This is a genomic window from Terribacillus sp. 7520-G (assembly GCF_002271665.1).
In the GTDB taxonomy this organism is placed as follows: Bacteria; Bacillota; Bacilli; order Bacillales; family Amphibacillaceae; genus Terribacillus.
Genome location: NZ_NQFP01000035.1, coordinates 39,294 through 64,219, shown reverse-complemented (window position 1 = coordinate 64,219; position 24,926 = coordinate 39,294). Strand labels below are relative to the sequence as shown.

Annotated in this window: 29 protein-coding genes; 6 read left to right on the top strand and 23 right to left on the bottom strand. The window is 46.5% G+C overall.

Annotated features, from left to right (window positions below):
• Positions 1–8 precede the first annotated feature (8 nt).
• From yhaM to CHH53_RS12615, 6 genes are all read right to left on the bottom strand, one after another.
• Complete coding sequence (gene yhaM / locus CHH53_RS12640; protein ID WP_095216499.1) at positions 9–956, bottom strand: 3'-5' exoribonuclease YhaM; 948 nt, start codon at positions 954–956, stop codon at positions 9–11.
• Between the two features lie 68 nt (positions 957–1,024).
• The gene (locus CHH53_RS12635) at positions 1,025–1,573 is read right to left on the bottom strand and encodes a GbsR/MarR family transcriptional regulator (protein ID WP_095216498.1); all 549 of its coding nucleotides are present in this window, start codon (positions 1,571–1,573) and stop codon (positions 1,025–1,027) included.
• Positions 1,574–1,660: 87 nt separating this feature from the next.
• Complete coding sequence (locus CHH53_RS12630) at positions 1,661–4,468, bottom strand: AAA family ATPase (protein ID WP_158221561.1); 2,808 nt, start codon at positions 4,466–4,468, stop codon at positions 1,661–1,663.
• A 2-nt stretch (positions 4,469–4,470) separates the two neighbouring features.
• Positions 4,471–5,700, bottom strand: coding sequence for a metallophosphoesterase family protein (locus tag CHH53_RS12625; RefSeq protein ID WP_095216496.1), 1,230 nt, complete (start codon positions 5,698–5,700; stop codon positions 4,471–4,473).
• Positions 5,701–5,814: 114 nt separating this feature from the next.
• Positions 5,815–6,168, bottom strand: a complete 354-nt coding sequence (locus CHH53_RS12620) for a YlbF/YmcA family competence regulator (RefSeq protein ID WP_095216495.1) — start codon at positions 6,166–6,168, stop codon at positions 5,815–5,817.
• Positions 6,169–6,239: 71 nt separating this feature from the next.
• A complete protein-coding gene (locus tag CHH53_RS12615) occupies positions 6,240–7,346 on the bottom strand; it encodes a DUF445 family protein (protein WP_158221560.1) in 1,107 nt (368 codons plus the stop codon).
• A gap of 112 nt (positions 7,347–7,458) precedes the next feature.
• Between CHH53_RS12615 and CHH53_RS12610 the strand changes: the two genes are divergently transcribed.
• Positions 7,459–8,340, top strand: a complete 882-nt coding sequence (locus CHH53_RS12610) for a PucR family transcriptional regulator (protein WP_158221559.1) — start codon at positions 7,459–7,461, stop codon at positions 8,338–8,340.
• 47 nt (positions 8,341–8,387) lie between these two features.
• Here CHH53_RS12610 and CHH53_RS12605 read toward each other — a convergent pair whose 3' ends face one another.
• From CHH53_RS12605 to CHH53_RS12580, 6 genes are all read right to left on the bottom strand, one after another.
• The gene (locus CHH53_RS12605; protein ID WP_095216492.1) at positions 8,388–8,588 is read right to left on the bottom strand and encodes an alpha/beta-type small acid-soluble spore protein; all 201 of its coding nucleotides are present in this window, start codon (positions 8,586–8,588) and stop codon (positions 8,388–8,390) included.
• Between the two features lie 86 nt (positions 8,589–8,674).
• On the bottom strand, positions 8,675–10,060 hold the full coding sequence (fumC, locus tag CHH53_RS12600; protein ID WP_095216491.1) for a class II fumarate hydratase: 1,386 nt from the start codon (positions 10,058–10,060) through the stop codon (positions 8,675–8,677).
• A 309-nt stretch (positions 10,061–10,369) separates the two neighbouring features.
• Complete coding sequence (locus CHH53_RS12595) at positions 10,370–11,209, bottom strand: M15 family metallopeptidase (RefSeq protein WP_095216490.1); 840 nt, start codon at positions 11,207–11,209, stop codon at positions 10,370–10,372.
• A gap of 123 nt (positions 11,210–11,332) precedes the next feature.
• Complete coding sequence (locus CHH53_RS12590) at positions 11,333–11,572, bottom strand: IDEAL domain-containing protein (protein WP_095216489.1); 240 nt, start codon at positions 11,570–11,572, stop codon at positions 11,333–11,335.
• An 83-nt stretch (positions 11,573–11,655) separates the two neighbouring features.
• Positions 11,656–12,915 (bottom strand): MFS transporter, encoded by a 1,260-nt coding sequence (locus CHH53_RS12585; protein ID WP_095216488.1) that lies wholly within the window; start codon positions 12,913–12,915, stop codon positions 11,656–11,658.
• 90 nt (positions 12,916–13,005) lie between these two features.
• On the bottom strand, positions 13,006–13,230 hold the full coding sequence (locus tag CHH53_RS12580) for a hypothetical protein (RefSeq protein ID WP_095216487.1): 225 nt from the start codon (positions 13,228–13,230) through the stop codon (positions 13,006–13,008).
• Positions 13,231–13,348: 118 nt separating this feature from the next.
• Between CHH53_RS12580 and CHH53_RS12575 the strand changes: the two genes are divergently transcribed.
• A complete protein-coding gene (locus CHH53_RS12575; RefSeq protein WP_095216486.1) occupies positions 13,349–14,209 on the top strand; it encodes a cation diffusion facilitator family transporter in 861 nt (286 codons plus the stop codon).
• Between the two features lie 35 nt (positions 14,210–14,244).
• Here CHH53_RS12575 and map read toward each other — a convergent pair whose 3' ends face one another.
• Both map and psiE read right to left on the bottom strand, forming a co-directional pair.
• Complete coding sequence (gene map / locus CHH53_RS12570; RefSeq protein ID WP_095216485.1) at positions 14,245–15,000, bottom strand: type I methionyl aminopeptidase; 756 nt, start codon at positions 14,998–15,000, stop codon at positions 14,245–14,247.
• Positions 15,001–15,092: 92 nt separating this feature from the next.
• The gene (gene psiE / locus CHH53_RS12565; protein WP_095216484.1) at positions 15,093–15,515 is read right to left on the bottom strand and encodes a phosphate-starvation-inducible protein PsiE; all 423 of its coding nucleotides are present in this window, start codon (positions 15,513–15,515) and stop codon (positions 15,093–15,095) included.
• A gap of 144 nt (positions 15,516–15,659) precedes the next feature.
• Between psiE and CHH53_RS12560 the strand changes: the two genes are divergently transcribed.
• Positions 15,660–16,382: an ABC transporter ATP-binding protein gene (locus CHH53_RS12560; RefSeq protein WP_095216483.1), complete on the top strand. Its 723-nt coding sequence runs from the start codon at positions 15,660–15,662 to the stop codon at positions 16,380–16,382.
• Positions 16,375–18,009, top strand: a complete 1,635-nt coding sequence (locus CHH53_RS12555) for a putative ABC transporter permease subunit (RefSeq protein WP_095216482.1) — start codon at positions 16,375–16,377, stop codon at positions 18,007–18,009. Before CHH53_RS12560 ends, CHH53_RS12555 begins: the two co-directional genes overlap by 8 nt.
• A 46-nt stretch (positions 18,010–18,055) precedes the next feature.
• Here CHH53_RS12555 and CHH53_RS12550 read toward each other — a convergent pair whose 3' ends face one another.
• The 4 genes from CHH53_RS12550 to CHH53_RS12535 form a co-directional block, all read right to left on the bottom strand.
• A complete protein-coding gene (locus CHH53_RS12550; protein ID WP_095216481.1) occupies positions 18,056–18,187 on the bottom strand; it encodes a YjcZ family sporulation protein in 132 nt (43 codons plus the stop codon).
• A 79-nt stretch (positions 18,188–18,266) separates the two neighbouring features.
• The gene (locus CHH53_RS12545; RefSeq protein WP_095216480.1) at positions 18,267–19,022 is read right to left on the bottom strand and encodes a (S)-benzoin forming benzil reductase; all 756 of its coding nucleotides are present in this window, start codon (positions 19,020–19,022) and stop codon (positions 18,267–18,269) included.
• Positions 19,019–19,546, bottom strand: a complete 528-nt coding sequence (locus CHH53_RS12540) for a mismatch-specific DNA-glycosylase (protein WP_095216479.1) — start codon at positions 19,544–19,546, stop codon at positions 19,019–19,021. Before CHH53_RS12540 ends, CHH53_RS12545 begins: the two co-directional genes overlap by 4 nt.
• A gap of 78 nt (positions 19,547–19,624) precedes the next feature.
• On the bottom strand, positions 19,625–20,377 hold the full coding sequence (locus CHH53_RS12535) for a C39 family peptidase (protein ID WP_095216478.1): 753 nt from the start codon (positions 20,375–20,377) through the stop codon (positions 19,625–19,627).
• Between the two features lie 137 nt (positions 20,378–20,514).
• Here CHH53_RS12535 and CHH53_RS17175 point away from each other — a divergent pair, with 137 nt between their 5' ends.
• Positions 20,515–20,649, top strand: coding sequence for a small, acid-soluble spore protein L (locus CHH53_RS17175; RefSeq protein WP_139180856.1), 135 nt, complete (start codon positions 20,515–20,517; stop codon positions 20,647–20,649).
• A gap of 34 nt (positions 20,650–20,683) precedes the next feature.
• Here the strand turns inward: CHH53_RS17175 and CHH53_RS12530 are convergent, their stop codons facing one another.
• The 4 genes from CHH53_RS12530 to CHH53_RS12515 all read right to left on the bottom strand — a co-directional run bounded on the left by CHH53_RS12530 (position 20,684) and on the right by CHH53_RS12515 (position 22,930).
• Positions 20,684–21,337 carry a class I SAM-dependent methyltransferase gene (locus tag CHH53_RS12530; RefSeq protein WP_233135097.1) on the bottom strand — a complete coding sequence of 218 codons (654 nt, stop codon included), beginning with the start codon at positions 21,335–21,337 and terminating at the stop codon, positions 20,684–20,686.
• A gap of 154 nt (positions 21,338–21,491) precedes the next feature.
• Positions 21,492–22,022 carry a GNAT family N-acetyltransferase gene (locus tag CHH53_RS12525; RefSeq protein WP_095216476.1) on the bottom strand — a complete coding sequence of 177 codons (531 nt, stop codon included), beginning with the start codon at positions 22,020–22,022 and terminating at the stop codon, positions 21,492–21,494.
• Positions 22,019–22,588 (bottom strand): nucleotidyltransferase family protein, encoded by a 570-nt coding sequence (locus tag CHH53_RS12520; protein WP_095216475.1) that lies wholly within the window; start codon positions 22,586–22,588, stop codon positions 22,019–22,021. The genes CHH53_RS12525 and CHH53_RS12520 overlap by 4 nt, the downstream gene beginning before the upstream one ends.
• 12 nt (positions 22,589–22,600) lie before the next feature.
• Entirely contained in the window at positions 22,601–22,930 is a 330-nt protein-coding gene (locus tag CHH53_RS12515) for an MGMT family protein (RefSeq protein ID WP_095216474.1), read from the bottom strand.
• A 167-nt stretch (positions 22,931–23,097) separates the two neighbouring features.
• On the opposite strand from CHH53_RS12515, the gene CHH53_RS12510 reads away from it, so the two are divergent.
• Positions 23,098–23,463 (top strand): thiol-disulfide oxidoreductase DCC family protein, encoded by a 366-nt coding sequence (locus tag CHH53_RS12510; RefSeq protein WP_095216473.1) that lies wholly within the window; start codon positions 23,098–23,100, stop codon positions 23,461–23,463.
• Positions 23,464–23,486: 23 nt separating this feature from the next.
• On the opposite strand, the gene CHH53_RS12505 is transcribed toward CHH53_RS12510, so the two are convergent.
• Entirely contained in the window at positions 23,487–24,896 is a 1,410-nt protein-coding gene (locus tag CHH53_RS12505) for a SpoVR family protein (protein WP_095216472.1), read from the bottom strand.
• Positions 24,897–24,926 lie beyond the last annotated feature (30 nt).

Sequence of the window (24,926 nt, the reverse complement as noted above, 5' to 3'; positions counted from 1 at the left end):
TCCAGCAGTCACTCCCGCTCAAATACAGGCTTATAGAAACTGCGGTTTTCCAAGGAAAAGACACGTTCCGAGAAATCTCCCGGTGCTACCTTATCCATTACACGCTGCAGGGTATTCATTTTTGCATCGATCAAATCGATCATATGCAGCAGCTCTGCTTCACGGACAAGCGGCGGCTTCGGACTGCCCCATTCCCCTTTGCCATGATGGCTGAGGATCATATGCTGTAAAATCATCACTTCCTCCGCCTCTATTTGCAGTTCCCGGGCTGCCCTGGCAATTTCATCCGACATGATGGATATATGGCCGAGCAGTTTCCCTTCCACTGTATAAGAAGGATTAGTGGCACCGGATAGTTCCCGTAATTTACCGATATCGTGAAGGATGATCCCTGCATATAGTAAATCCTTATTGATTTCGGGATAAAGATTCTTCAATTCCCGGGCTATCCGCAGCATCGAGACAACATGGTATGCAAGCCCGGAAACGAACTCATGATGATTGCGTACTGCCGCAGGGTAAGCGAGCAGCTGCTCCTGATAATTGGACAGAAAATACCGCGTAATCCGCTGCAGATTGGGATTTTCCATTTCAAAAATGAATGATGTCAATTCTTCCAATAGCTGCTCCTTGGACAGCGGTGCCCGCTTGACGAAATCATGCGCATGAACCCCATCCGCTGGTTCCGACAGACGGATAGCCTGAATTTTAAGCTGCAGGCGGCCGCGGAATGCATTTACCTCTCCTTGGATTTTAACCACTTGATCTGCTTGGTATCGCTGTTCATCTGCAGGTGATGCGTCCCATAGCTTCGCTTCGATGTCTCCGGTATCATCTCCCAGTATCAAGGTCAAAAAAGCTTTTCCATTACTGGCAATCGCCTTATCTGCTTGTTTGATCAGCAGAAAGCCATCAAATTTATCCCCTACTTGAAAATATCCGATTCCTTTTTTCAACGCTTTTCTCCTCCCTCATAAATACAGCCCTCACTATGCTAGCAAGGGCTTCATGCTCCCAGCGCCAGTTATCTCTTTGGCGGCTTTGGAACGTATTTGAATATCTCTCCTGATTCGACCACATTGATGAACTGCAGCAGCCACATATAATAATCACGCGCATATAACAGACGGTCAATATCTTTATCAATCTTCCCGACCAGTTCGGGATCATCCACTTCTTCTTTCAGCTGCTTCAGTTCCTCGATCGTCTCCTCCGCTTCTTCCAAATTCGATTGGGTGCTTTTCTCCCACTTATTCCCGAAGAGTGACGTAAAAGATTTGTACCAGTCTTCCTCCGATTTATATAGATCCTTGCGTATACCTTTTTTATATGCCGGCTCCACCATTTTCATTTCTGCCAACGCTCTGACACCTGTGGACATGCTTGTTTTACTCATCTCCAAAGCATCCCTCATATCATCAAGCGTCATTGGCCGATCCGCAAAATACAGCGCACCATATAGCCGGCCAACAGATGAGGTGATCCCATATAAATTCATATTCTTGGCAATGACCTGTATGAACTTTTCGATCGTTTCCTCATATTTAGCCCAATTTTCTTCATTACTCGGCACTGCCCGACCCTCCAGCTTACAATAATCCAATTTTTATCTTAATCAGTTTACCATTATTGTCGTCTTTTTGCGAATGCTAAAACGCTATCAGGAACTAGTTTTCTGTGTCTTTCCAAGCTGAAGCACTTCGAATTCCCGGGACCATTCGGTTGACGGCTCTTCCCACGTGAATAAAATGATTTGCTGGACATTTGCAGCAGCTTGGAGTATCGGCAAGAAACGTCCCCTCCTGGCAAGATCCGTGTGGCTGAATGCATCATCGATCAATAGCGGAAAACTCTCCTTTACACCAAGATGCCGGGAAAGCGCAAGCCGCAGACAAAGATAAAGCTGTTCGATTGTACCTCTGGATAGCTGTTCAACCTCGATATTCCTGTCAAGCTTATCCTTTACAATCAGCTTCCCTTCCTCTGTCAATGCGAGAGCGGAATACGTATCTGCCACTTCAGAGAAAATCCTTCCCGCTTCATTCAATACTATAGGAAGTTTTTCATCCTGGAAGATTCGCTTCGTTTGTCGCAGCATATCGTAAGCAAGCTTACGTACAGCCCATTTCCTTCCAGCAGCTGTCAGCAATTGCTTTTGACGCTGCAATTCGTGGTAAGCCACCGAAGCTTCTGTATCCGATTCAAGATCGGCCAGCTTTACCTGCAGCGTCGCTGCTTGCTGTCGATATCTATCCAGTTCCTCTTCGAGAGTCTCCTGCTCCATTTCGAGATTGGCAATCAGCCGCTCCGCTTTTTCCTGCTCGAATTCGATTACATCCTCCGAAGACTGTCCGTCAGGCAGGATCGCTTTGATCTGCATTCGATAGTGCTCCAGCTCTTCCGTAAGCCGCCTCTTTTTCCGATCCAGCTCAGCTAGCTGCAGGAATTGATTGTCATCCTTGGCGCCCGCACGTGAAAGCAACTGCGCCTTTTGTTCCTGTAAAGGCTGTATCTGTTTTTCAAGTTCAGATCGCTGCTGCTCGATGTCATGCCGGCGAACTGACAGCTGCTCCTTCATATGCCTTAGCTTCTGCTGTGTCCCCAGTATGTATTCAGCCTGTTCGATCGTTGCCTCGGCGGATAAATCACCCGGCAGATTCAAGATCCGCTGCAGCTTGGAAATGGTTTTCTTATAGTGATGCTGCTGTTCTGACAGCTCTCGTTCTGCCCTTTCAAGCGCAAGCTCCAACTGCTCCCTTGCCTTCCATTCCTGGGTTGCCTGCAGCCAATCGACCAGCGGAATCTCTTTCAAGAAAGGAAATCGCTCCCTCCATACACCCGCTTTCTGCTGCAAACCTTCTCTTTGCTGCAGCTGATTCGACTGTTCCTGCTGCAATTCCATAAGCTGCATTTCCATTGGATGGCGCTGCTCCTCCAACTGCCGCCAGCGGATTCTTAAATCCTGCTGCTCTTCCAATTTCTCTTCTTCGTAAGAGGAGGAACCCGAAGATTTTCGGCCAAGATGCCAAAACAATGCGGCACCGCCCATCAGCAAAATGCTGCTGGAAACCAAGATCCAATTTACCGTTATGGTGCCGATACCACCCAAAAACAATGCCAAAACAAGCAAAAGACTGGCAGGAGATACAATCCCCCTCCGAAAATGATCAGTCGCATGCTGGTTATCCTTTTGGCCATGAAGCTCCCGGTATTCCTTTTCTGACAGCAAACGCTGCTGGATCCGTTCCTGAAGATGATCCATCTTTTCTATTTCCTGCCTTTTAGAAGCAATAGTCTGCTGGGTTCGTTCGCTATCTGCTTGTAGAATCATCATTTCTTCCTGCATTGGCCGCCATTCTTTGGCAGCTTCCGACAAATAAGCATCAAAAAAGAAATCTTCTGGATATGGATAGCTCAAACGAATGCCTGCCATTTGATTCCGCAGGTTGGCGGATTCATCCTTCAATTGCTGTATGCGTTTCTTGACGCTTTCCCAGTCGGTTCTGACTGTTTGTTCATACAGCTCTTTGTATGCATCATCATTCATCAATTGATTTTCAGTTGATTCCAACTCTTGTTGAAGGGCAGCAGATTCTTTTATATGGACGTGATATTGTGCCTCCAATGGCTGCAGCTGATGCTGGATTTCCTGCAGCTGCTCCAGTCCTTCGGCAGGAAAGACTGCCGAAGGTTCCATCTGCTGCAGTTGTTCCTCTGCAAAAGCCGCTTTCCTATGCCATGGAATTGCTTGCAATTTTTGCTTTTGGACACTGATTTTTCCCCGGAGCTGCACCTTGCTGGCTTGCAGGTCAGCAATCTTTTCCAGTATCTCCTGTAATTTTTCCTTATCCGGGAGATAAGCCGCCTCTTTTTGCTCCAGCTCCTGTACCAGACGCTCTTGTTCAGCAAAAGCATGCAGCATGGCATTTATTTTCGGCTTTCTTCCCTGGGGACGAAACAGCTGCTGTAAATCCTGCTGCAGCTGTTTCTCCAGCTTGGGCACTGCAGCTGCACCTGTTTGTCCTGCATTCAGCAGGACTTGACCGAGCTGCTCCTTATCTGTCATCTGCAAGGAAATGAGCTGTTCCGTATCCAGGACGAATACTTGACGATATACCGAAAGATCCATACCTCCAAGCCGTTCATTCAGCCATTGCTGATCCTTCTGCTCGCCTTCCGAATAGCATACAGCCTGCCCATTGTGCCGATCCTGGATCCGCTCCACCATGACCTCTCCATCAGGAAACCAAAGCGTAAGCCTTCCGCCGGCTGTACCGCCTGTCCTTGGTAAAAAAGACTCCAAATCACGTGTACGCATACCGAACAATATATAAATGATGAATGCTTTCAATGTCGATTTACCAGCTTCGTTTTCCCCTTGAATGATGATCGGCGACTTGCTTTGAAAATCGAAGGTATAATCATGCAGCTTACCAAAATCGTATATATGTCCACCAATGATATGCATGTTCATTCCACCTCCAATAAAGTCTGAAGCAGCAATTGTTTCGCCTCCTCCAGCATCTCCTGCAATTCACTTTCCGAATAGGACTGCTTGATTTTACGGAACTGACGATTTCTCAGCAGCTCCTCCAAGCTGTCCCTCATCTCATCCGGCTGAAAGGAAGTGCTGAGCAATGCAGCTGTAAAATCGCTGCGCTGCCGGAATTGCTCCTGCTTCACGTCAAGGGAGGCCTGGATATCATAACTTGCCAGGACGAGCTGGCTGCCGAGGTTCTGCTGCTGTTCATTCACGATGTCAAGCAGCTCTTCCAGTCTATCCTCCTGCTCCCAAGCTACCACCTGATGGGCCGGCCCTCGGAAGGTCACGTGCAGAACACCCGCCCCGAACGCTTTTTCCCATTTCAGGCATAGCTCCATCAAAGCCTTTTCCGCGTCATATAATGCCAAGCCTCCCTCCATGTCAAACACCACTTCCTCAAATCGCAGGTCCTGCAAAGGTACAAAAGTCATGGAGCAGGTGTGTCCCTCCAACTCCACCAAGTAGCAGCCCTTTTCCCCAGCCTCTTTGCGGTGCCTGCCCTGGATATTGCCTGGATAGGCAATCGGCGGCTGCTCAGATAATATCTCCCGCTTGTGAATATGCCCCAATGCCCAATAATCAAAGCCAGTGCGCTTCAATTCATCTATGCCGAAGGGTGCATAGACATCCGCAGCACTGCCTGTGGCAATGCTGCCATGGAGCATTCCAATCTGATATATTCCTGTGCCCCTTGCTTTATAATCCTGCGCCTTTCTTGATTTGATATGCCTGGTTGTATAACTGAATCCATGAATGGCAGCTGCCGGCTCTCCATTCTTTTCATATAGGAAAGTTTCCACTTTTTCAGTCTTGAAAATATGTACATTTTCCGGATAGATCATCATCGGCTGCTTTCCTGTAAAATCATGGTTGCCATACTGTATATACACTTCGATCCGATGCTTTTGCAGCTCCCTGCAAGCTTCCCGCAAAGCAACGAGCGCTTTTAAGGATTGTCTGTTGGAATCGAAAATATCCCCTGCAAGCAGGACGAAATCAACGCTATTATCGATGGCGCATTGTACCAGCCTTTTCAAGGATTCGAATGTGCTCTCCTGCAGACGTTTTTTCATCGCGGGATGTGCAGCAGTCAGCCCCTCCATTTGACTATCCAAATGCAGGTCGGCAGCATGGATGAATGTTAATTTTGGCTGCATAGTATAATCCTTTCATGTGCTTTTCTTTCTATAGTAGCACGCCATACTTACGAATGCACGTTCGGTTTCCGAACAAAAGAAAACCTCTTTGCCGATGGGCAAAGAGGCTGCTGCTTACTGCATGTCAGGCTGTCCGTAAAGCTCTTCCAGAGGCTTCGTGATGATGCGGCTGATATCGTTGATTGCGACATTCAAGCGCTGTTCCTGCTCCATTAATTTTGCAATCTCTTCGTTCTGCTGCACAACTTGCACGACGCTTTGTGCTTTTTGTACTTCTTCTTCGGTGATCTCCTGTCCCTGCATTTGTTTTTGCTGCAATTCCAGCTGGATGTTACGGAAGTTTTCGAACATCTGCTTGGAAGACGAATCGTTCATTACCGTATCATAAGCGGCTTTCAAGCCTTTGAATTCTTCACTTTCACGAATTGCTTTTTCTAAGTCATACGCATGATCGTACATATTAGCCATGGTACGTACCTCCTCATTTTTACTCAAGTTCCACTATAACAAACCGACAGGGCGCTGTATAGTTCAAGCCATCAGATAAAGAGCGCAATGACTCCTTGAACGATTCCGATGAGGCCCCCCAACAGGAAACCAAGATAAGTGATCAGCTTGAATTCTTTATTGGAGATGGCCAGAACAAGCTCCTCGACTCGCTCCAGCGGAAAACCGGACACTTCTTTTTCGACCATCTTGGAGAGCTCCAATTGTTCCATGATCACAGGCACTTGATCAGCGAGGCGACGGAGAATACGCCGTACCAGTACTGTCAGCTTGTCCTCCACCACTTTATCCTCTGCATTTTCCATATACACATGAATCGGTGTATCGAGCAGCTCATCAAATGGTATCGACTTCCTTATCAGTTGATGGATTGCATCATCCACCATATCCACACCGATTGCTTCGGTCACTTCACCTACTTTTTTGCTCAACAGTTTATCCATTTCTCCGGCAAGCAGCTGATGCAGCCAGCGATAAGTACCTTCAGCACCGATTGATTCCATGATCACAGGCTGAATCTTGTCAACGGCACTGTTTGGATCCATGAAAGAAGACAGCATGCTGCCTAAAAAGCCCCTGCCTTGGAGAAAGTTCTGAACCAGCTCCTGTATCTTCCGCCGGCCATCATAGCTGTCAACATAAGCAAGCAGCATCTGCTGAATATGAGAAGCAGCCCGCCCGGCTGCCAGCTCTGTCTTTTCCTTCAATTCAATCGGCAATAAGCTACCAAGCTCTTTATCAGTCTGCTTTTCAAGCTGTCTGCTTAAGAAACCAGCTGTCTTCTCATGCAGATCGTTTATATCAACCGTTATATTTAAATCAGAAAGCAGCTGCCTTGGTGTACGATCAGAACGAATGAATCGAAGCACTTCCCGTTTCACCCATATATTCACCTTCATCCGGAAGCCTTCGTCAATCAACCTCGCCTGCATCCCTTGAGGGGTAAGCAAATGCTCTGTTACAGTCTTCCCAAGCGAACGAGCCAAATCATTCCTGCGTTTTGGGATCAATCCTGGTGTAAAGGGCAGCCGCCATCTTCCTATATATATGGCGCGATGAGGCTTGAACAGCATCTTGATAGCCAAGTAATTCGTGGCTCCGCCAATCAGCGCCCCGATAATCGCCATGGATAAAATCAACCAAATATCTCCACTATTCATGTTTTATCGACCTTTCTGTTTACTTCGGTTTTAGTATAATACAAATAACACCAATCACAAAGAAACAGATTGTCCGGATAGGAGAATGTACATGCTTGAAGAACTGGAAAAACTAATTTCAGGTATCGTAAAAACAAACAGTTTTGATGGCCTTGATACAGATCGATACCATTGGTTCCGAATGGAGGATGGCGAAACCATCGGTCTGCCTGCTGAGAAGCTGAGTGAACGAGAGCTCGCTTTGCTTTATCATATCGGTTCACCCGTCACTTTACCGAACGAAAGCAATACGGATACAGCTTGGTATCAGCTGCTGCACGGGGAAGCAAAAGCAGATGGATTGATGCAAAGCCAGCTTTATGCGGACGGCTGCCGCTTCATTTTTTTCAGCATAGAAGGCCAAACGAAAGCAGCATCCTTCCGGGAGGCAATGGATAACTTGACCGATAATCCGCTTGCCTATATCTGGTTCACCAAACACACTGGCGTGATAATCGAAAACCGCCAGAAAGAACCTATTTTTTATGAAGAAGCCGTCGACATGCTTATGTATGACTTATCAGCTTCCATCCGCCTATTCATCAGTCCTTGGCTGCCTTCCGTGGAGGAGGCAGCCAAGCAATATGAATGGCTCCTTGCCACATTCCAGCAATTGCCCTCCCATACCGCCAAACATGTACTATATTTTCAGGAAGCTGTTCCTCTATTGTTACATGCGCTGCTGCCAGACAATGATCGTGAAAATATCGCGCGGCACATTTTGCAAGGACTGGATGAGGATGACGAGCTGCTGCGGACAGTGCGTATGTATTTCGCCTGCAACCAGAACCTGACCTTGACCGCCAAGAAGCTTTACATACATCGCAATAGCTTGAATTACCGCTTGGATAAGCTGACAGAAAAAACCGGCCTCGACATCCGGAAATTCCAGGATGCCTTTGCCCTTTTCTGGGCGCTCCATAATCTTCCATAAAGAAAGAGGCACCTCGAATGGGTGCCTCTCTTGCCATCGATATGAAATTAGAATTGACCGCCGCTAAGCTGAGACTGAGCAGAAGCTACAAGACGTTTCGTGATCTCTCCACCAACAGAACCGTTAGCACGAGAAGTTTCGTTACCGCCTAGAGTCACTCCGAACTCTTGTGCGATTTCGTATTTCATTTGATCGATTGCTTGTTGTACGCCTGGTACTACCAATTGGTTTGAATTGTTGTTCGCCATGTTTGTTCACCTCCTATGCCTTTAGTTTGGGCAGGAAGGTGTTTTTTATCACGATTACTTATTGGAACTCCTGGTCAAACATGGCATTACTTCGGATAGGTCATCTCTTCCGGCTTGATATAGGAATCGAATTGTTCTTCCGTCAGCAATCCGCTTGCCACCGCAGCTTCTTTCAGGGTCGTATTCTCAGCGAATGCTTTCTTGGCAATCTTTGCTGCATTTTCATAACCGATATGCGGATTCAAAGCTGTTACGAGCATCAAAGAATCCTGAAGGTTTTTTGCGATTTTTTCTCGATTCGGCTCCAGCCCGATCGCACAGCGGTCATTGAAGGATATCATACTATCCGCAAGCAGCTGGGCAGATTGAATGAAGTTGTATGCAATGACCGGTTTGAATACATTCAGCTCGAAGTTCCCTTGGCTGGCTGCAAAACCGATGGCTGCATCATTCCCCATCACCTGTACAGCTACCATTGTAACGGCTTCGCTTTGAGTAGGGTTCACTTTACCAGGCATGATGGAGCTTCCCGGTTCATTGGCAGGGATTTCGATTTCGCCGATGCCACAGCGCGGGCCGCTCGCCAGCCAGCGCACATCATTGGCTATTTTCATCATATCTGCTGCCAGACCCTTCAGTGCTCCATGCGCATACACGATTTCATCATGGCTTGTCAGAGCATGGAATTTATTTGCGGCCGATCGGAATTCCTTCCCTGTGGCAACGGACAATTCATGACAGACTTTTTCAGAGAAGTCAGGATGTGCATTCAAGCCTGTCCCGACTGCTGTTCCGCCAATTGCCAATTCCTGCACATACGGAAGGCTTGTCTTGATCATCTGCTCTGATTTTTCCAGCATGCGATGCCAGCCGCTTATTTCCTGTCCAAGCGTAAGCGGAGTTGCATCCTGGAGGTGCGTGCGCCCGATTTTCACGATGTCCTGATATGCTTCGGATTTCTCCTTCATTGTTGTTTTGAGCTTATTCAAGGCAGGCAGCACGGTATCTTCCAGCTGTGTCACAGCAGCTATATGTAAAGCTGTCGGGTAAGTATCGTTTGAGCTTTGGGATTTATTCACATCATCATTCGGATGCAGGCGCGCTTCTTTCCCTTGTTCCTCCAGCCACTTGTTTCCGACAAAAGCAATGACTTCATTCACATTCATATTGGATTGCGTGCCGCTGCCTGTCTGCCAGACCACCAGCGGAAAATGCTCATCCAGCTCCCCGTTCATGATTCGATCGGCAGCAAAACCGATAGCGTCACTTTTATCTTTCTCAAGCAAACCCAAGTCATGGTTTGCCTTTGCAGCACTTTTTTTCAGCAAAGCGAAAGCGTATACAATTTCCTTCGGCATTCTTTCTGTACCAATCGGAAAATTCTCCTTGCTGCGCTGCGTTTGTGCTCCCCAAAACTTATCTGCAGGAACTTGGATTTCTCCGATTGTATCTTTTTCCATGCGAAATTCCATTTTACTTCCCCTCTCCTAGATCTTCATTTGATAAGGCACCTATATTGTAACAAATAATCAAGCTTTTTGCGGCTCTCATCTTCGGAAGGTTGGCTATGTTTTCATTTTTGAAAAAATTTAATAATTTGGCTACCTTTCCTGGATACAATATGTTAGAATCAAGGTGAGTTAATCATTATTCAATTTCTTGTGCAGCAATTGTAAGCACATTTGGACCAGTAAGTCTCTGGCATAGTATGCCGCTAATAATGTATGTGACCTCCCATCACATAAATTGGAGCCACCGCCCATTTGGACAGTGGCTCTTTTTCAGCTCTTAAGATCGGACTTCATTTGGAAATGCTCCTCCAATGTCGATCCTTCTTCATAGATTTGTTTTGCAAGATCCTTACCGACATAGCGGATATGCCATGGTTCATAGCTATAACCGGTAATGTCAGACTTTCCTTCCGGATAGCGGATGATGAATCCATATTCATGTGCATGCTCTGCCAGCCATTTCCCTTCATCCGTGTCGATGAATGTTTCTTCCAGAGCAAGCGCCATCTCCGCAGAAGTCAAATCGATGGCAAGTCCTGTCTGGTGCTCACTCCGCCCAGGCCTGGACGATACTTTATCCGTTTCTTCCTGCCCTTGAGTAGCAACGTTATTCTCGTATATTTCCTTTTGTCTTGCTTCCGATCTATAGCCGCTCGCTGCTACCAGCTCCATACCGTCTTTCTTGGAAGCGGCAAACAGCTCTTCCAATGCTTCGGCTGCCTCTTTGCGCAACTTCCGCTTTTCCAGATGCTCATCAAAATAAAACGGTACATCCGGTTCGACCAGATCCTTCGGTTCCCAGCCATCGGGGAACTTCCTTGTTTTATTCACGACAACCTCGATACTATCAGGATTATCGACTGTCACAGGGTTTTCGATGGTGCCCACTACATCATCAGCTTCCACCTGATGCTGGTCAGGCTTTGCATCAGCAGTCTGTTCCTTTTCGGTTCCTTCTTTTTCCTGATCCTGCTCTGCCTGCTGATTTTCTGTCTGTTTCTCAGCCGTCTTATTCTCATTCGTATCTTGCTCCTGGCTGGTTTGCTCGCTTTGACATCCTGCTGCGACTAATACAGCGCCAAGCACAGCAAACAGCATCAAACGCTTCATTTCTAGAATCTCCTCTTCGCACTTCTTATTTTTGAAGCTATTATAGCATAGCTATCAAATTTTTTCGCACGTAAAAAGACCTGCCTTGTCCAATGACAGGGCAGATCCTGTAATTTCATTATATCATTCCAGAACATAAGGGCGATAAGCTTCACTCAATTCCCTGAATCGTTCCTCATCTTTATTATCGATGCATGCATTGATCTGGGCTTCCAGTCTATTCTTGTTCCAGGTAAAGTAAAATTCATCCAGCATAAGTCTTGTGGCCAGCTTCACTTCAAACGAAATCTCCCGCTTTGCTTTCACATAAGGACGCTTCCCCTTCGTTCTTTGCAGACGATAGACAACTTTATGCTTTTTCATGGAACGATTCCCCCTGGGTTCCTTTTTTCCATTATGCTGGATAAACATTAATTTTGCAACAATTTTCTGATTAGTTGATTAAATTAATGTAAATGCGGAACCGGATTGTGTCTTTGCTCCTCTGGAACGGGAGGTTTGATGAATTTTAATGTGAGCAAGGCTGCAATAAGGGCTGCGCCGGCAAATGTCACAATCAGCCAGATAAGATCCGCCTTCAGCAGAATAGCAACCGCCGGAGGACCAGCCGCCACACCTACATAACGCATGGCGCTCAGCAAGGACGTGATCGTGCCCCGCACATCCTTTTCCATATTGCTTGTGACCAATGAGTCCAGACATGGCAGTCCCGCTCCGATTCCCACACCCGCAACAAGGAAGACAGCCATCATGAAGACAATTCCTTTCGAGAAATAGAGTGCGATCGTTACGACGCCTGCACAGACCGCTCCTGTGAATGTGATCCATTTCATCAGTCTGCCATTGCTCTTGATCCATTTGCCCGTCAAATAAGAAGAAAGGCATAATGCCGCCAGCGGTATGGCCAAAACCGCTCCCTTGAGTATGCCATGCATACCATACTTTTCTTCCAGTACAGTGCTCAAATAAAAAAGGATGCCAAAGAGAAGGAACATAAGAATGGCACCGATAAGGAAAGTTGCTGACAGCCAGCCGCCATGTTCATGGAATGCCGCCTTCGTGTTTTTCATGAATGTTTTGAAATCATTGCCTTTCTCATCGTCTTTTGGCCTTTTGATAAGGAAGAGGACAAGCAAAAAGGAAATTGCACAAAAAACAGGGATTGCATAAAACGGCAGATACCAAAGGAAACCTGCCAGCAGCGCCCCAAGCACAGGGCTTAATACTTTTCCGAAGGTGTTGGCCGTTTCGACAATACCGAGTGTGGCACTGACATCTTCCTCTTTATCGAACATATCCCCGACAAGCGGAAGGACAACCGGCGCTGCCCCGGCTACCCCTACTCCTTGCAGGATCCTCCCTATCAAAATCCAAAGGTATGGACTTTCACTCCCGGTGGCAAAAATTCCAGCTATAAGTCCGCCTGCCCCGGCAATGACCAATGAAGGAAGAATGACAGCTTTGCGCCCGAAACGATCAGACAGAAAGCCGGCTATAGGAATGAATATGATGGCTACAATCGAATAGAATGTAATGATGAAGCTCGATTGGAGTTTGGTGATATCCAGTTCCTCCTCCATCAATGGAAGCACCGGCAGCAGCATGGAATTCCCAAGTGTCATGATCAAAGGGATCGATGCAAGCGACACAATTGACCAGCGCATATCCTTCGGCGATTTACCTGCCGATTTATTTTGTTCACCCATATGTCGTCTCCTGCCTTTCGCAAACTACTTTCATTTTCTGCAAGGCACGAGGTTTTTATCCAAATTAAAAAATCCCAGCTAAGTCTGGGATCAATTTGCCTGCGGCAGCAGGACCGAAGTATCTGCATAAGTCCAATAACAATTGCGCCAGCCTTGCTCCCTGGCCAGCTTCTCGAAATTTTCTGCCTCGCTTCCGTAGAATCGGATGATCGCTTGCTCCGGCGTCTCGGCCTCGGGACTGATCACGATATCCAGTTCCTTATAAAAACGCATTCCTTCCAAGGTGCCTTCAATGATGATCTTTTCCTGGCTCATTTTTTTCAACCCCTTCGTATATTGATCAAGCAGAAGAATATAATGTACTATCTTGTACCCATTCTGGACAGGCTTTAACCATTCCTGCCCCAGGATAAGATCGGAGGAAATTTTACATATGAGCCAGTATGATAATTTGCGGGCTGGTGAGAAAGGAGCCTTGCTCAGTATAACAGCTTATTTGCTGTTATCCTTCATCAAACTGCTCGCCGCTTACATCGGGGATTCCGATGCGCTGTTTGCGGACGGGCTTAATAATACAACGGATGTCATAGCATCCGTCGCTGTACTGATAGGATTGCGTATATCGCGGAAGCCGCCCGACCTCGAGCATAAATACGGACATTTCCGGGCGGAGACAATCGCATCGCTTGTCGCTGCATTCATCATGATTTCTGTTGGACTTCATGTCCTGTTCGACACCTTCGAGCGATTGATGGAACCAGACTACGTCCAGCCTGATATGCTGACAGGCTGGACTGCCTTGGGAGCTGCTTTTGTCATGATGGCAGTCCACCGATACAACGCAGCCCTAGCTAAACGCATCAAAAGTTCAGCATTGATGGCTGCCGCTCAGGACAATCGTTCTGACGGATTGGTGAGTTTAGGTGCTTTCATCGGGATTTCGGGAGCCCAGTTCGGCTATTATTGGCTGGATCCGCTGGCTGGATTCATTGTCGGGATATTGATATGCAAAACGGCTTGGGATATTTTCTATGACGCAACGTATTCCCTGACGGATGGATATGATGTGGATAGATTATTGAAAATTCGTCAAAGCATCCTGCAGGATGAGGATGTACTCGAGGTCGTCGAAATCAAAGCCAGGCTCCACGGCAATCAATCCCTGGTCGATGTCATCATCCGGGTCGATGCCTCCCTCAATGTAAAAGAAAGTCACGCCATCACCGAAAGATTGGAAAAGCTGCTCATAAAAAAGCACGACATCTTCCATACCTTCATCCATATCGAACCATAAAAAAGCCTATACCGATATACGGTACAGGCTTCTCTTCATTCATCATCTTGATTTGTCAGGATGACAGGGCCATCCTTGGTGATGACGATTGTATGTTCATATTGAGCGGACAAAGAACCGTCAATCGTACGGGCCGTCCAATTGTTATCATCCATCTGGCTGCCCCACTCCCCGATATTGATCATCGGCTCGATGGTGATGACCATACCCTCTTTTAGGCGAGGTCCTTTGTTCGGCAAGCCAAAATGCGGGATATGCGGATCCTCATGGATTGTTGGACCGATTCCGTGTCCCGTGAAATCACGTACGACAGAGTAACCTTCTGCTTCCGCATATTGTTGGATTGCATGGCCGATATCGCCGATTCGGGCGCCTGGCTGTGCTTTTTCGATCCCTTTGTACAAAGATTCCTTGGTTACATCCAGCAAACGCTGGGCTGCTTCACTTATTTCACCCACTCCATACGTCCAGGCAGAATCAGCTAATCCGCCGTTCAAATTCACGACCATGTCGATAGTGACGATGTCCCCATTTTTCAGCGGTTCATTCCTTGGGAATCCGTGACAGATTTCATCATTGATGGATGCACAGGTTGCATAAGCATAACCATTGTAACCCTTTTGCTCTGCTGTTGCACCGTGCTTAGCCAAGTACTCCTCGACAAACTGGTCAATCTCCATTGTTGTGATACCCGGCTTGATCATGCCGCGGATCTCCTTGTGGACATTTGCGAGCAGCTCACCAGCAGCCCGCATCATTTCTATTTCACGCGCACTTTTGCGATTGATCATTCGTTTCTCTTCCTTTCTGACGACAAAGCTTACTTATCCACTATAAAGTGTATCATATTATGCCAATCCGGTTAAATCGTTACGCTGATTATTCAATCCAATTGATCGTCGTCTTTCAGATTGGAGTGATTCGCTATCAAGAGGGCAATCACAAGCAATACGATTGCCGATGCATACAGAAGGATGGTGTGAGGATGTTCATGATCGATGATGATAAGCCGAATGATCGCCGTTATCCCAATATAGATAAAATAGCGAAGCGGAAAGTGATAGTCATGGGTAAAGTACTTGATGATCAAGCTGATAAATTCGAAATAAAGAAAATAAACGATGATGCCTTCAGCCAGATAAAAATAACCGACCTCTTCATTCTGGATCAGCAGGACATCAAAGATGAATACTGTTTTTTTCAATAGGAAAACAACGAGGATCATCGCGAGGATGGTAAGGGTAAAATTCAGTATCGTCTGGAGAAACACAGCTATGAATGCTGTCCTTCTCTGTAACTCACGCATATTCATCCCTCCCAGGCTTGTCTTAAATATATTGGGAGTAGGCGTATTATATGCAGTGAGGGTATTGGCTTTTTTATATAAATCCCCCTTGAATATTTGGCAAATAACGACCAGAATGGAAGTAACATACAAGGAGGTTGTCCAGTGATACAAATCGACCATGTACATAAACAATATGGAAATAAAATTGCCGTGAACGACATCAGCCTGACAGTTCCAAGCGGAAAGATTTTTGCCTTCCTTGGTCCGAATGGAGCCGGCAAATCAACTACGATCAAAATGATTACCGGAATCCTGCCGATTGAATCCGGATCGATCACCATCAATGGCAAAGATATTACGTCAGACACCATCGCCGCAAAAAAAGAATTCGGTTATGTTCCTGATAGCCCCGATCTTTTCCTGCGTCTCAATGGCCTTGATTATCTTCACTTCATTGGTGATATTTATGGCATTGCACCGGACATACGGACAGAAAGAATTGAGCGGTACGCAAAAATGTTCAGTATTTATGAGGCATTGGGGGATCAAATCAAGACATATTCGCATGGTATGCGGCAGAAGCTGTTCATAACCGGTATGCTTGTCCAGCAGCCTTCTGTCTGGATCCTTGATGAACCGATGACAGGATTGGATCCAAAATCCTCCTATCAGCTAAAGGAACTGATGCGTCAGCATGCAGCGAACGGACATACCGTCTTTTTCTCCTCACATGTCCTGGAGGTTGTGGAACAGCTTTGTGATGAGGTGGCCATCATCCGTAAAGGCGAGCTTCTGTTCCAGGGAACTCTACCGGAAATGCGGGAGAGATTCCAGTCTGATGATAGCTTGGAGCATATTTTCCTGGAGTTGACACAGGATGCATAAACCGATCATTGCACTTACTCGTATTCAGCTGAAAATGCAATATGCCAACGTATTCAGAAAGCCAAGCGTGGTGATCGGCCTGATAGTCGGGTTATTCGGGTTGCTCGTCATCGGTGTGACTTTCGGAGGATTCATGCTGCAGGTCATCGAAACGATGTATGCTTTGCTCGAACCATCGGGAAACACCGATGTCATACTGGGAGCACTATTCCTCATGAATTTTTTCATTGTGTTTATCCTATCTCTGATACTGATCATGAACACATTCTATTTCACGGAAGATATCACTTCCTTCCTTCATTTTCCGGTGCACTCGTATCAGCTTCTGATCGCGAAATCCTTGAATCCGCTCCTTTATGTATATTTGATTTCTGCTGCTTCCTACTTGCCTGTCAGCATTTATTATGGATTGCTTTCCAGTGCGGATTTCATGTATTTTTTCTATGCCATACTGCTGTTTTTGCTGATCCCGCTCATTCCTTACGCGCTGGCAGCGGCAGTTGTCATGTTCGCGATACAGTTTATCAACAAAGGTACGAATAAGGACCGCAGTAAAATAATCGGCGGAATCATCGGCTTTGCTCTGCTCATCTTACTGAACGTAGTTTTGCGTTTACAGACTGACCCGGATAAAATTGCCCAGATGATTGCAGCCAGCTCAGAAAAAGGCGGCTTGCTTCAAGTGGCGACGCAATACTATCCACCTGCCACGCTGATGACGAACTTACTGACTTCATCTGACTCCTTGCAACGCTTGCTTTTCTTTGTCACTGTATTATTATCGGCATTTCTAGCGGCTGTGCTTTTCTATGCGGCTGCCCAAAAATTCTACCTGAAGGGAGCATTGGGGCTGAACACAGGCTCCGGCAAGGTATTCAGCGGTAAAGGGATATCCAGAAAGCAGCGATCGATCATCCATGCGTATCGCACAAAAGAAATCCAGACCATATTCCGGACGCCTACTTTCTTTTTGCAATGTGTGGCCGGGGCACTTCTCATGCCAGCACTGCTGCTTGTGATTTTCTTCATGGGGGATTTCAGCAATGCTGCCGCTTTGGTGCAGGATATGGATGGCAGTATGCTATTTGTCATCATTTTAGCTGCAAATATATTTTCGATCGGCCTCAATCCAATCAGTATCGTCAGCTTTTCAAAAGACGGTCAAAGCTGGGAAGCCCATCTATTCCTGCCATTAAGCATGAAGCAGATCGTCTTGGCCAAATTACAGGCTGCATTCCTGATTAATCTGCTGCCGATCGCTGTGCTGTTCGTGATAGCGATCCCCGTCCTGCAGTTGAATATTGGAGAAGCATTGCTTTGGGCATTCCTTGCGCTGCTTATCAATGCTGCCGTGACTATCATCGGTATGCTGAGTGATCTGCTGTATCCAAAGCTTGGCTGGACAGAGGAAACGGAGCTGTTCCAAAACAGATTGGCAAGCCTGGTTGCCCTCGTTCTCTCTGTAGGCTCCATGGGTTTTCTGATTGCTCTTTTATTTGTTCTTCAAACGCAGATGCTGATCTCCCTGCTGTTCACGATGTTATACATCGGAGGGCTTATCGCTCTCTTGCTCTACATTGTCAGCCGATTACTGAAATCAGCCGACCGTACAACGCTGACCAGATGAAAAGAAGCTTTGCACGGAATTTGTGCAAAGCTTCTTCGTTTATGAATTAATAGTGATAGCCATGCCCATAGCCGTAGCCATGATCGCCACCTACATAAGATGAACCGACAATGATCAAAAGGATGAACAATACAACCAAAAATGCGAAGCCGAAGCCGCCTTCATTTCCTTTAGACATTTTGTTTCCCCCTTTTCCTACAGGATACTGCAGTGTATGTGCAGAACCCAAAAAGGAAAGGGCAAATACCTACTCCGGCTCAAACATAATCCTTCACTGCATATCTTTTACCATTTTCGATTTTTTCCCCAGTGAGGATGTCCGCGAGCACGCCTGCCACAAACATCGGATTTCTTAATGATTTATTTGTCACATAATCCCGGAACTTCTGGACATCCTGGAATTGCTCCGGTTCGCTGGAACGAATATCTGCTTGCATGTCCGTATCCATGATGCCGGGATTATAAGCAATGGCAATATTACCGGTACCAGCTTCTGCTTCCTCGAGGGCCACTGTTTCCGTATAGCGATTAAGGCCGGCTTTCGATGTACTGTAAGCACTCCAGCCGTGCACGGAACGTTCCGCTGCACCTGAAGTGACATTGACGATCACAAGTGGCACTTCGTATTTTTTGGCATACTTGAGAAAAATCGAACAAGCAAGGATCGGGGATGTCAAGTTGATGGCCATATGCGTTTCCAATTCCTCCAAGCCATAAGCATCAGCGGTCGCAATCGGACCGACTACCCCTGCATTGTTGATCAAATAGACCGTATCATCAGCTTTTGGAAAAATATCCGCTGCCATCTCCTCGAAAAGCTTCGCACTGGCAGATGTGTCCTGCAAGTCACCAAATCGATACGTATAACTTGCATCCCCTCCCCCTTCATAGGAAGCAAGGGCTTCGTTATTTCCCCTCGCCACACCGATCACTTGCATCCCTTTATCCATTAATCGTTTCGCGATCGCCTCCCCCAAACCTCGGGAAGCACCAGTCACTACTGCTGTTTTCATTTTTTCTCCTCCAATTCCTGTAAAATCGCTGGTATCCCTGCATAGATTCCGACTATCTCCTTCATCGGCATACGTACAAGTCCGCTGGAAGACGGTGCAACAAATTCGACTACCCCTTGTGTTACGGGAGCTGCCTGGACGCCCCAGCCCGCTTGTTTCACCTTGCTGTATTGCTGGTAGACACCTTTGCCGACAAAGCATGCCACCTTCGGGCGAAAATATTCCAATTTATCACGGAGCAGCCGCGCCCCTTCTATGTATTCCTCCTTGGTGATATCCGCTGCTGCCTTGGTAGGCCTGGCTACGATATTGGTGAACCCGATGCCTCTTTGCAGCAGATCTCGATCCTCGAAAGCTTCAAATTTCCGTTCGGTTATACCCGCCTGATACAATATATTCCAAAAACGATTGTTGCGATTTGCATAATGATGACCGGTTTCAGCTGAACGAACACTTGGATTGAAGCCGATGAACAATAGCCGCAGTCCTTTGTCAATATGATCCGGTATCGGTTCAAGATTCATTTCTGCACCTCCGCTCTGCTACCATTGTAGCCTGCCCTTTCCAAAGACGCAAAAAAAGCACAGTGAGATGTGCTTTTCTCAATCATTTATATAGATTGCCTGGCTGCCAAGCTGTTCCCAAGCTTTTTCGAAATTTTCCCGATCCACTTCCTGGTTCTTCTGTCCATATGGATTATTGAGGAATACCGTATCATCTGTATAGCCGGTAACCGCGACACTATGGACACTATAAGTTACATCGACTTGTCCATTAGGCGTATCCCACGATTCCATATCACCCGCAGGGGCGAAGCTGGAAGTTGTAATGATCCACACCGGCTTGCCATCATCCAAGGGATTGTAGATAGCTTCTTCGACAGATTTTCCAGTCACATCGACTGCCTTATCCCCTGCAACCTCTTTGGCAACATCCATGACAGGCTCATGATAAACACCAAGTCCAGGTCCATTCTGCATATCCCCGACAAAGCCCTCATTTGGATCACCGTGCTGCCCGTTGTCATAATTCAGCGGTACATATGCAATCATATCTGCCAAATCGTTCTTCGTCACATCATAACCTGCATACTGCAGAATCATTGCCAAGCTGGTGACTTCACAGCCATTATAAAGCCGTGGGGCGTCCATCTGATTGAGAAGCGGCACATCCAAAGGACCATCCTCTACCGCGGATATTTCAGGCACCCCCTCTTTATCGGAAATCTCTTCCTTCCTCATTGATATGTCTGATTCCGCCCGTAAATCATCGGAACGATTCTGGTAGGTCAAAATCGCCAAAACAAGAGATACAGCCGCTAAACATGCCAAGATGACAACATACCTATTTTTCATATATTTTTCTCTCCTGTTGGATAGCTAGTTGAATGTACGATACTAATTATAAAGTAGCCTAGCTTCCAATAACAATATACATCAATTTTTTAATAAAAATCAGGACTATCGCCATACTAATCAGGAGGTGATTGGTAATGAGCAGAAAAAAAAGCCGTAATGAAAAAGCGGCTGTAAGCGTAAACAGACAAGGATTGACAGAGGATGCCGCCAACCAGGAGCCGAAAAGCCAGCTGGAACAGCGTGCCAAGAAAAAGAATACCAAGATATGAAAATAAGCACAGCCCCTCATTCGGGACTGTGCTTTTATTTTTTCTTTGCAACGACGAACCAAAGCTGTGCATCCTGTTCCGCACCGGCTTCGAAATCCACTCGCTGTTTGTGAAGTGTCATCTCGACAACCTGGTACTTCTCCTCAAGCAGCGCATATAATTCTTCTTCTTGGAAGAAATGCGCAATCCGGTCTTGCACGAGGAATGTATCCTTTTCTATTTCGACTCCTGCACCATACAGTTTCTCATCCCTTGCTGAAAGACAAGAGAAAATCAACAATCCATCCTTGCGCAGCAAGGAAGTGAAGTGATGAAGTAAGTGTTCTCTTTCTTCTTCCGTATACATATGAAGTATATTCGATAGATAAATGCCGTCGAATCTTTCCGTCGATGGATAAGGCAAATTCAAATAATCCCCGACAAAATGATTCACATTGGACAAACCGGCAGCCTTCGCATAGCTGCTTGCCCTCTCTATTGCTACTTCCGAAATATCACAAGCCGTCACTTCGAAGGAATATTCCCCGAAGAAGTTGCTGTTCCTCCCATATCCGCAGCCTGGTACAAACAACTGTTTTGCCTGATACGCTGCAAAATATGGATAAGCCATCACAGCTGATGGTGTTGCTTCCGTTCCCCAAATGTCCCCTGCTTCAAAACGACTATTCCAATAAGTTTGTAACGTCATACTCACAGTGCCATTTCCCCCAGCATAGAGTGTTATACATAGTTTAGGTAAATTTATTTACAAAGAATTTACTAAGCATAGTGTAACATGTTTGGACAAGGATGAAAGGGGTATTTATAAAAAAGATTGTAAAGAAATAATTACTACAAATTGTTCAGTCCTTCACTTGGTCCCACTCTTCCCGAAGCAGTCCCATTCGGATCGAATCATAGTACTTCCCATCAAAATATCTGCATTTCCTCATCCGCGCCTCCATCGTCATCCCCAGCTTCTCTCCGAGACGGATCATCCGATCGTTCCCGGACCAAGTCGTATAGCCCACCCGCACCAGCGGCATGCTGTCGAACAGATGGGTGATCCAATGCTTGAGTGCTGCCGTCCCATATCCACCGTTCCAATAGGCGGGATCATAAATTACGATACCCATCTCAAGCCATCTGGAAGGCTCATGCTCCCAGTAATAACTGACTGTACCAATAATGATTCCATCTGCTTCTATCATCCATTTTTCGGGTGAATCATCTCCGAATCGATAGCTTGCCAAGAATTCCTCCTTACTCAGATGCACCAAAGGAAAATATGGTGCGTCCCATTTCTTCCATTCCGGGTCCCTTTCCCCGTATTTCAATTTCCATAGAATGGGGCCATCCTCTTTTCTCGGCGGCCTGATTCTGACATTGTTCATAACACATCCCCCTCCATTTTCACCTGCGTCCATTGCTGGTGCCAATCCTTCTGCCTGACTCTTTTCAAAAAGAGAGAATGGTAGCTTGTCCCTGCTGCATACAAGGGGGTCGGCACAACACGGCAAGCGAGCAAATCAGCCACTCCATATGGAGCAAACAAATATAGTTTGTCTTGTTTCAGGCTGACTCCAATGCTTGTAGCTGTTTCCGGATAACAGGCGATTGCATGCGCCGTATTCCGGAAGGCTGGCATTCCATTGATTTCATGCATCCTTGCCTGGTTTTTGACTGACCATGGTACAGAAGGCATCATGTGCCTGAGCTCGTTTTCGTATCTTTTTTCTGTCGCTTCATCTATATCTGATGCATCAAAATAAACGACATCCACATCCGCAAGCGGCGTCCGAATTGTATTTCCATGCTGCACATCCCAGACCTTTGACCTTACAAAACCAGCACTGATGCAATGATCCGGAAGAAGCAGTGTTGCTGCAGCTTCAAGCACTTCCATCATCCATGCATCCTGTTTGATTGCATCCACTATATCTTCTTCTGTTTTGAGCATAGCCCGACTTCCTTACTGAACCGAATTTCCTTCTCCCATTTTGGGTTCATAGCGATACTCCTCCAAATCGACACGACCGTCCAAGATTTCCAAACCTTCCTCATAAAGCCTCTCCTGCTGTTCATTCCTTGTCTCATCATCTCTTATCTTCAATCTGCCGTCTGCACTTATGACACGATGCCATGGCAGGTCATATTTTTTGCTCATGCTATGCAGTATCCTGGATACTTGCCTGGCAGCTCGCGCTTTTCCTGCAGCTTTACCGATTTGGCCATAGGTCATGACTTTTCCTTCTGGTATTGATTTTATGATGCGTATCACTTCCTCCGTAAAGTGCTCCAACGCTTCTCCTCCTTTTTCAGAAGTATCTGTGAACCAGTATAGCAAACTTCCTGACGCTGGGATAATCGCCCAGAAATATGATAAACTTTAGCTGTGTAGTCTGGTGATACTTCTTTGTTTAACATCATGCTGGACGGGCTATGTAGTAAACGAGAGGAGAATGTGTGATGAAGCATATTGTATTTTTCGACGCAAGCTGCCCCCTTTGTTCCACTGCAAAGCAAGTGATCCAAAAACTGGATTGGCTGGATAACGTAAAATGGATCCCGGTACAGAATATCGAGAACTACGAGCGCTTCCGTTTCCTTGCCAAAGGAGATGTGTATGACCGTATCCATATGATGTCTTTCAAAGGTGATATTTACAAAGGTCATGAAACTGTCAAAAAGATATTGACCCTGCTTCCCCTAACGGCTGTCTTGGGCTGGATCTTGCATCTGCCATTTCTTGATCCGTACTTGGAAGCCCTCTACAAATGGGTATCGGACAACAGACATGAATGGTTCGGCACAAAAGAATTGAAGGCAATATAAAAAACGGGCGTTTGCCCGTTTTTTTAAAGATATTTTTTCAATACACGCTTTCCTTCATAGCTGAACAGGACGTTTTTGCCCTCGATGACCGTTTCCAGATGGACGAATCTCCCCCAGAGCTGATAAAAGTAAGGCAGCGTCCGCTCCAGATATGTCAAATCCAGCTCGACCCCTTCATAATGATGCTTCAGGTATAACTCGCCATTGGACATATAGTCGCCGTCTGTGACGGTCAGATAAGGGAATCCTCCATTGACCCGCATCGTGATCAGCTGATCGCGGACCTCTTCCCAGTCCTTATCGGTGATTTTATATTCATTGCCTTGTTTCTGGAACAGATACATATCTTCCCGATGCACGAGATCCTTTGTCAGGTAATTACGCAAGAATGAGATATCGGACTCGATTTCCCGCACTTCGAACATTTTTTCCCTGCCGGAGCCCGGCTTCACACCATACCGTTTCATTTCTTCTGTCGGATTATCAAACCGCTCCTCGATGTCTTCAAAGATTTTGATGCCGAGATAATACGGGTTGATCTGGGTCGGGGAAGGCTGGACGACACCTGCGTTAAGCTTGGCATATTCGATTGCTTCATCACTTGTCAGATCCAGCTCGCGAAGAATACGAGCATGCCAATAGGAAGCCCATCCCTCATTCATGATCTTCGTCTCCAGCTGCGGCCAAAAATACAGCATTTCCTCCCGCATCATTGTCAGGATGTCCCGCTGCCAATCTTCCAAGGTCCGGCTGTACTCTTCGATGAACAAGAGGATATCTTTTTCGGGCCGCGGCGGGAATGCTTTCTTTTTTCGTTCCTTCTTCTCTTTTGATCTACCCCGATCCACAAACCATAAATCATCATACTCAGTTGTCTTTTCCGTACTCTCTTCTGTCTCTTCCTCGTCAATTTCCCATCCAAGCTTCGGCCTCAATAGCGACGGATCGATATGCTCCTGTATTGCCAGGACGGCATCAAGGAAGTCTTCCACTTCTTTCTGCCCGAATTGCTTTTCATAAGCGGCAATTCGTTCGGCTGTAGCCGCCATGCTATCGACCATATTCCGATTCGTATTTTGGAACCGGACATTGTTTTTAAAGAAATCACAATGAGCAAGCACGTGGGCAACGATCAATTTGTTTTGAACAAGGCTGTTCGAGTTCAGTAAAAAGGCATAGCAAGGGTTGGAATTGATCACCAGCTCGTAAATCTTACTCAAGCCCAGATCATATTGCAGCTTCATCTTATGAAATTGCTTCCCGAAGCTCCAATGCGTGAACCTTGTCGGCATACCATAAGCACCGAATGTATAAATGATGTCAGCAGGACAGATTTCGTAGCGCATCGGGTAGAAATCCAGACCAAAGCCTTTGGCAATTTCCGTTATTTCCCCAATAGCCCTTTCCAATGCGATATGTTCGGATTGCAGCACGGGCTTTCTCCCCTTTGTACGTAATAGTAC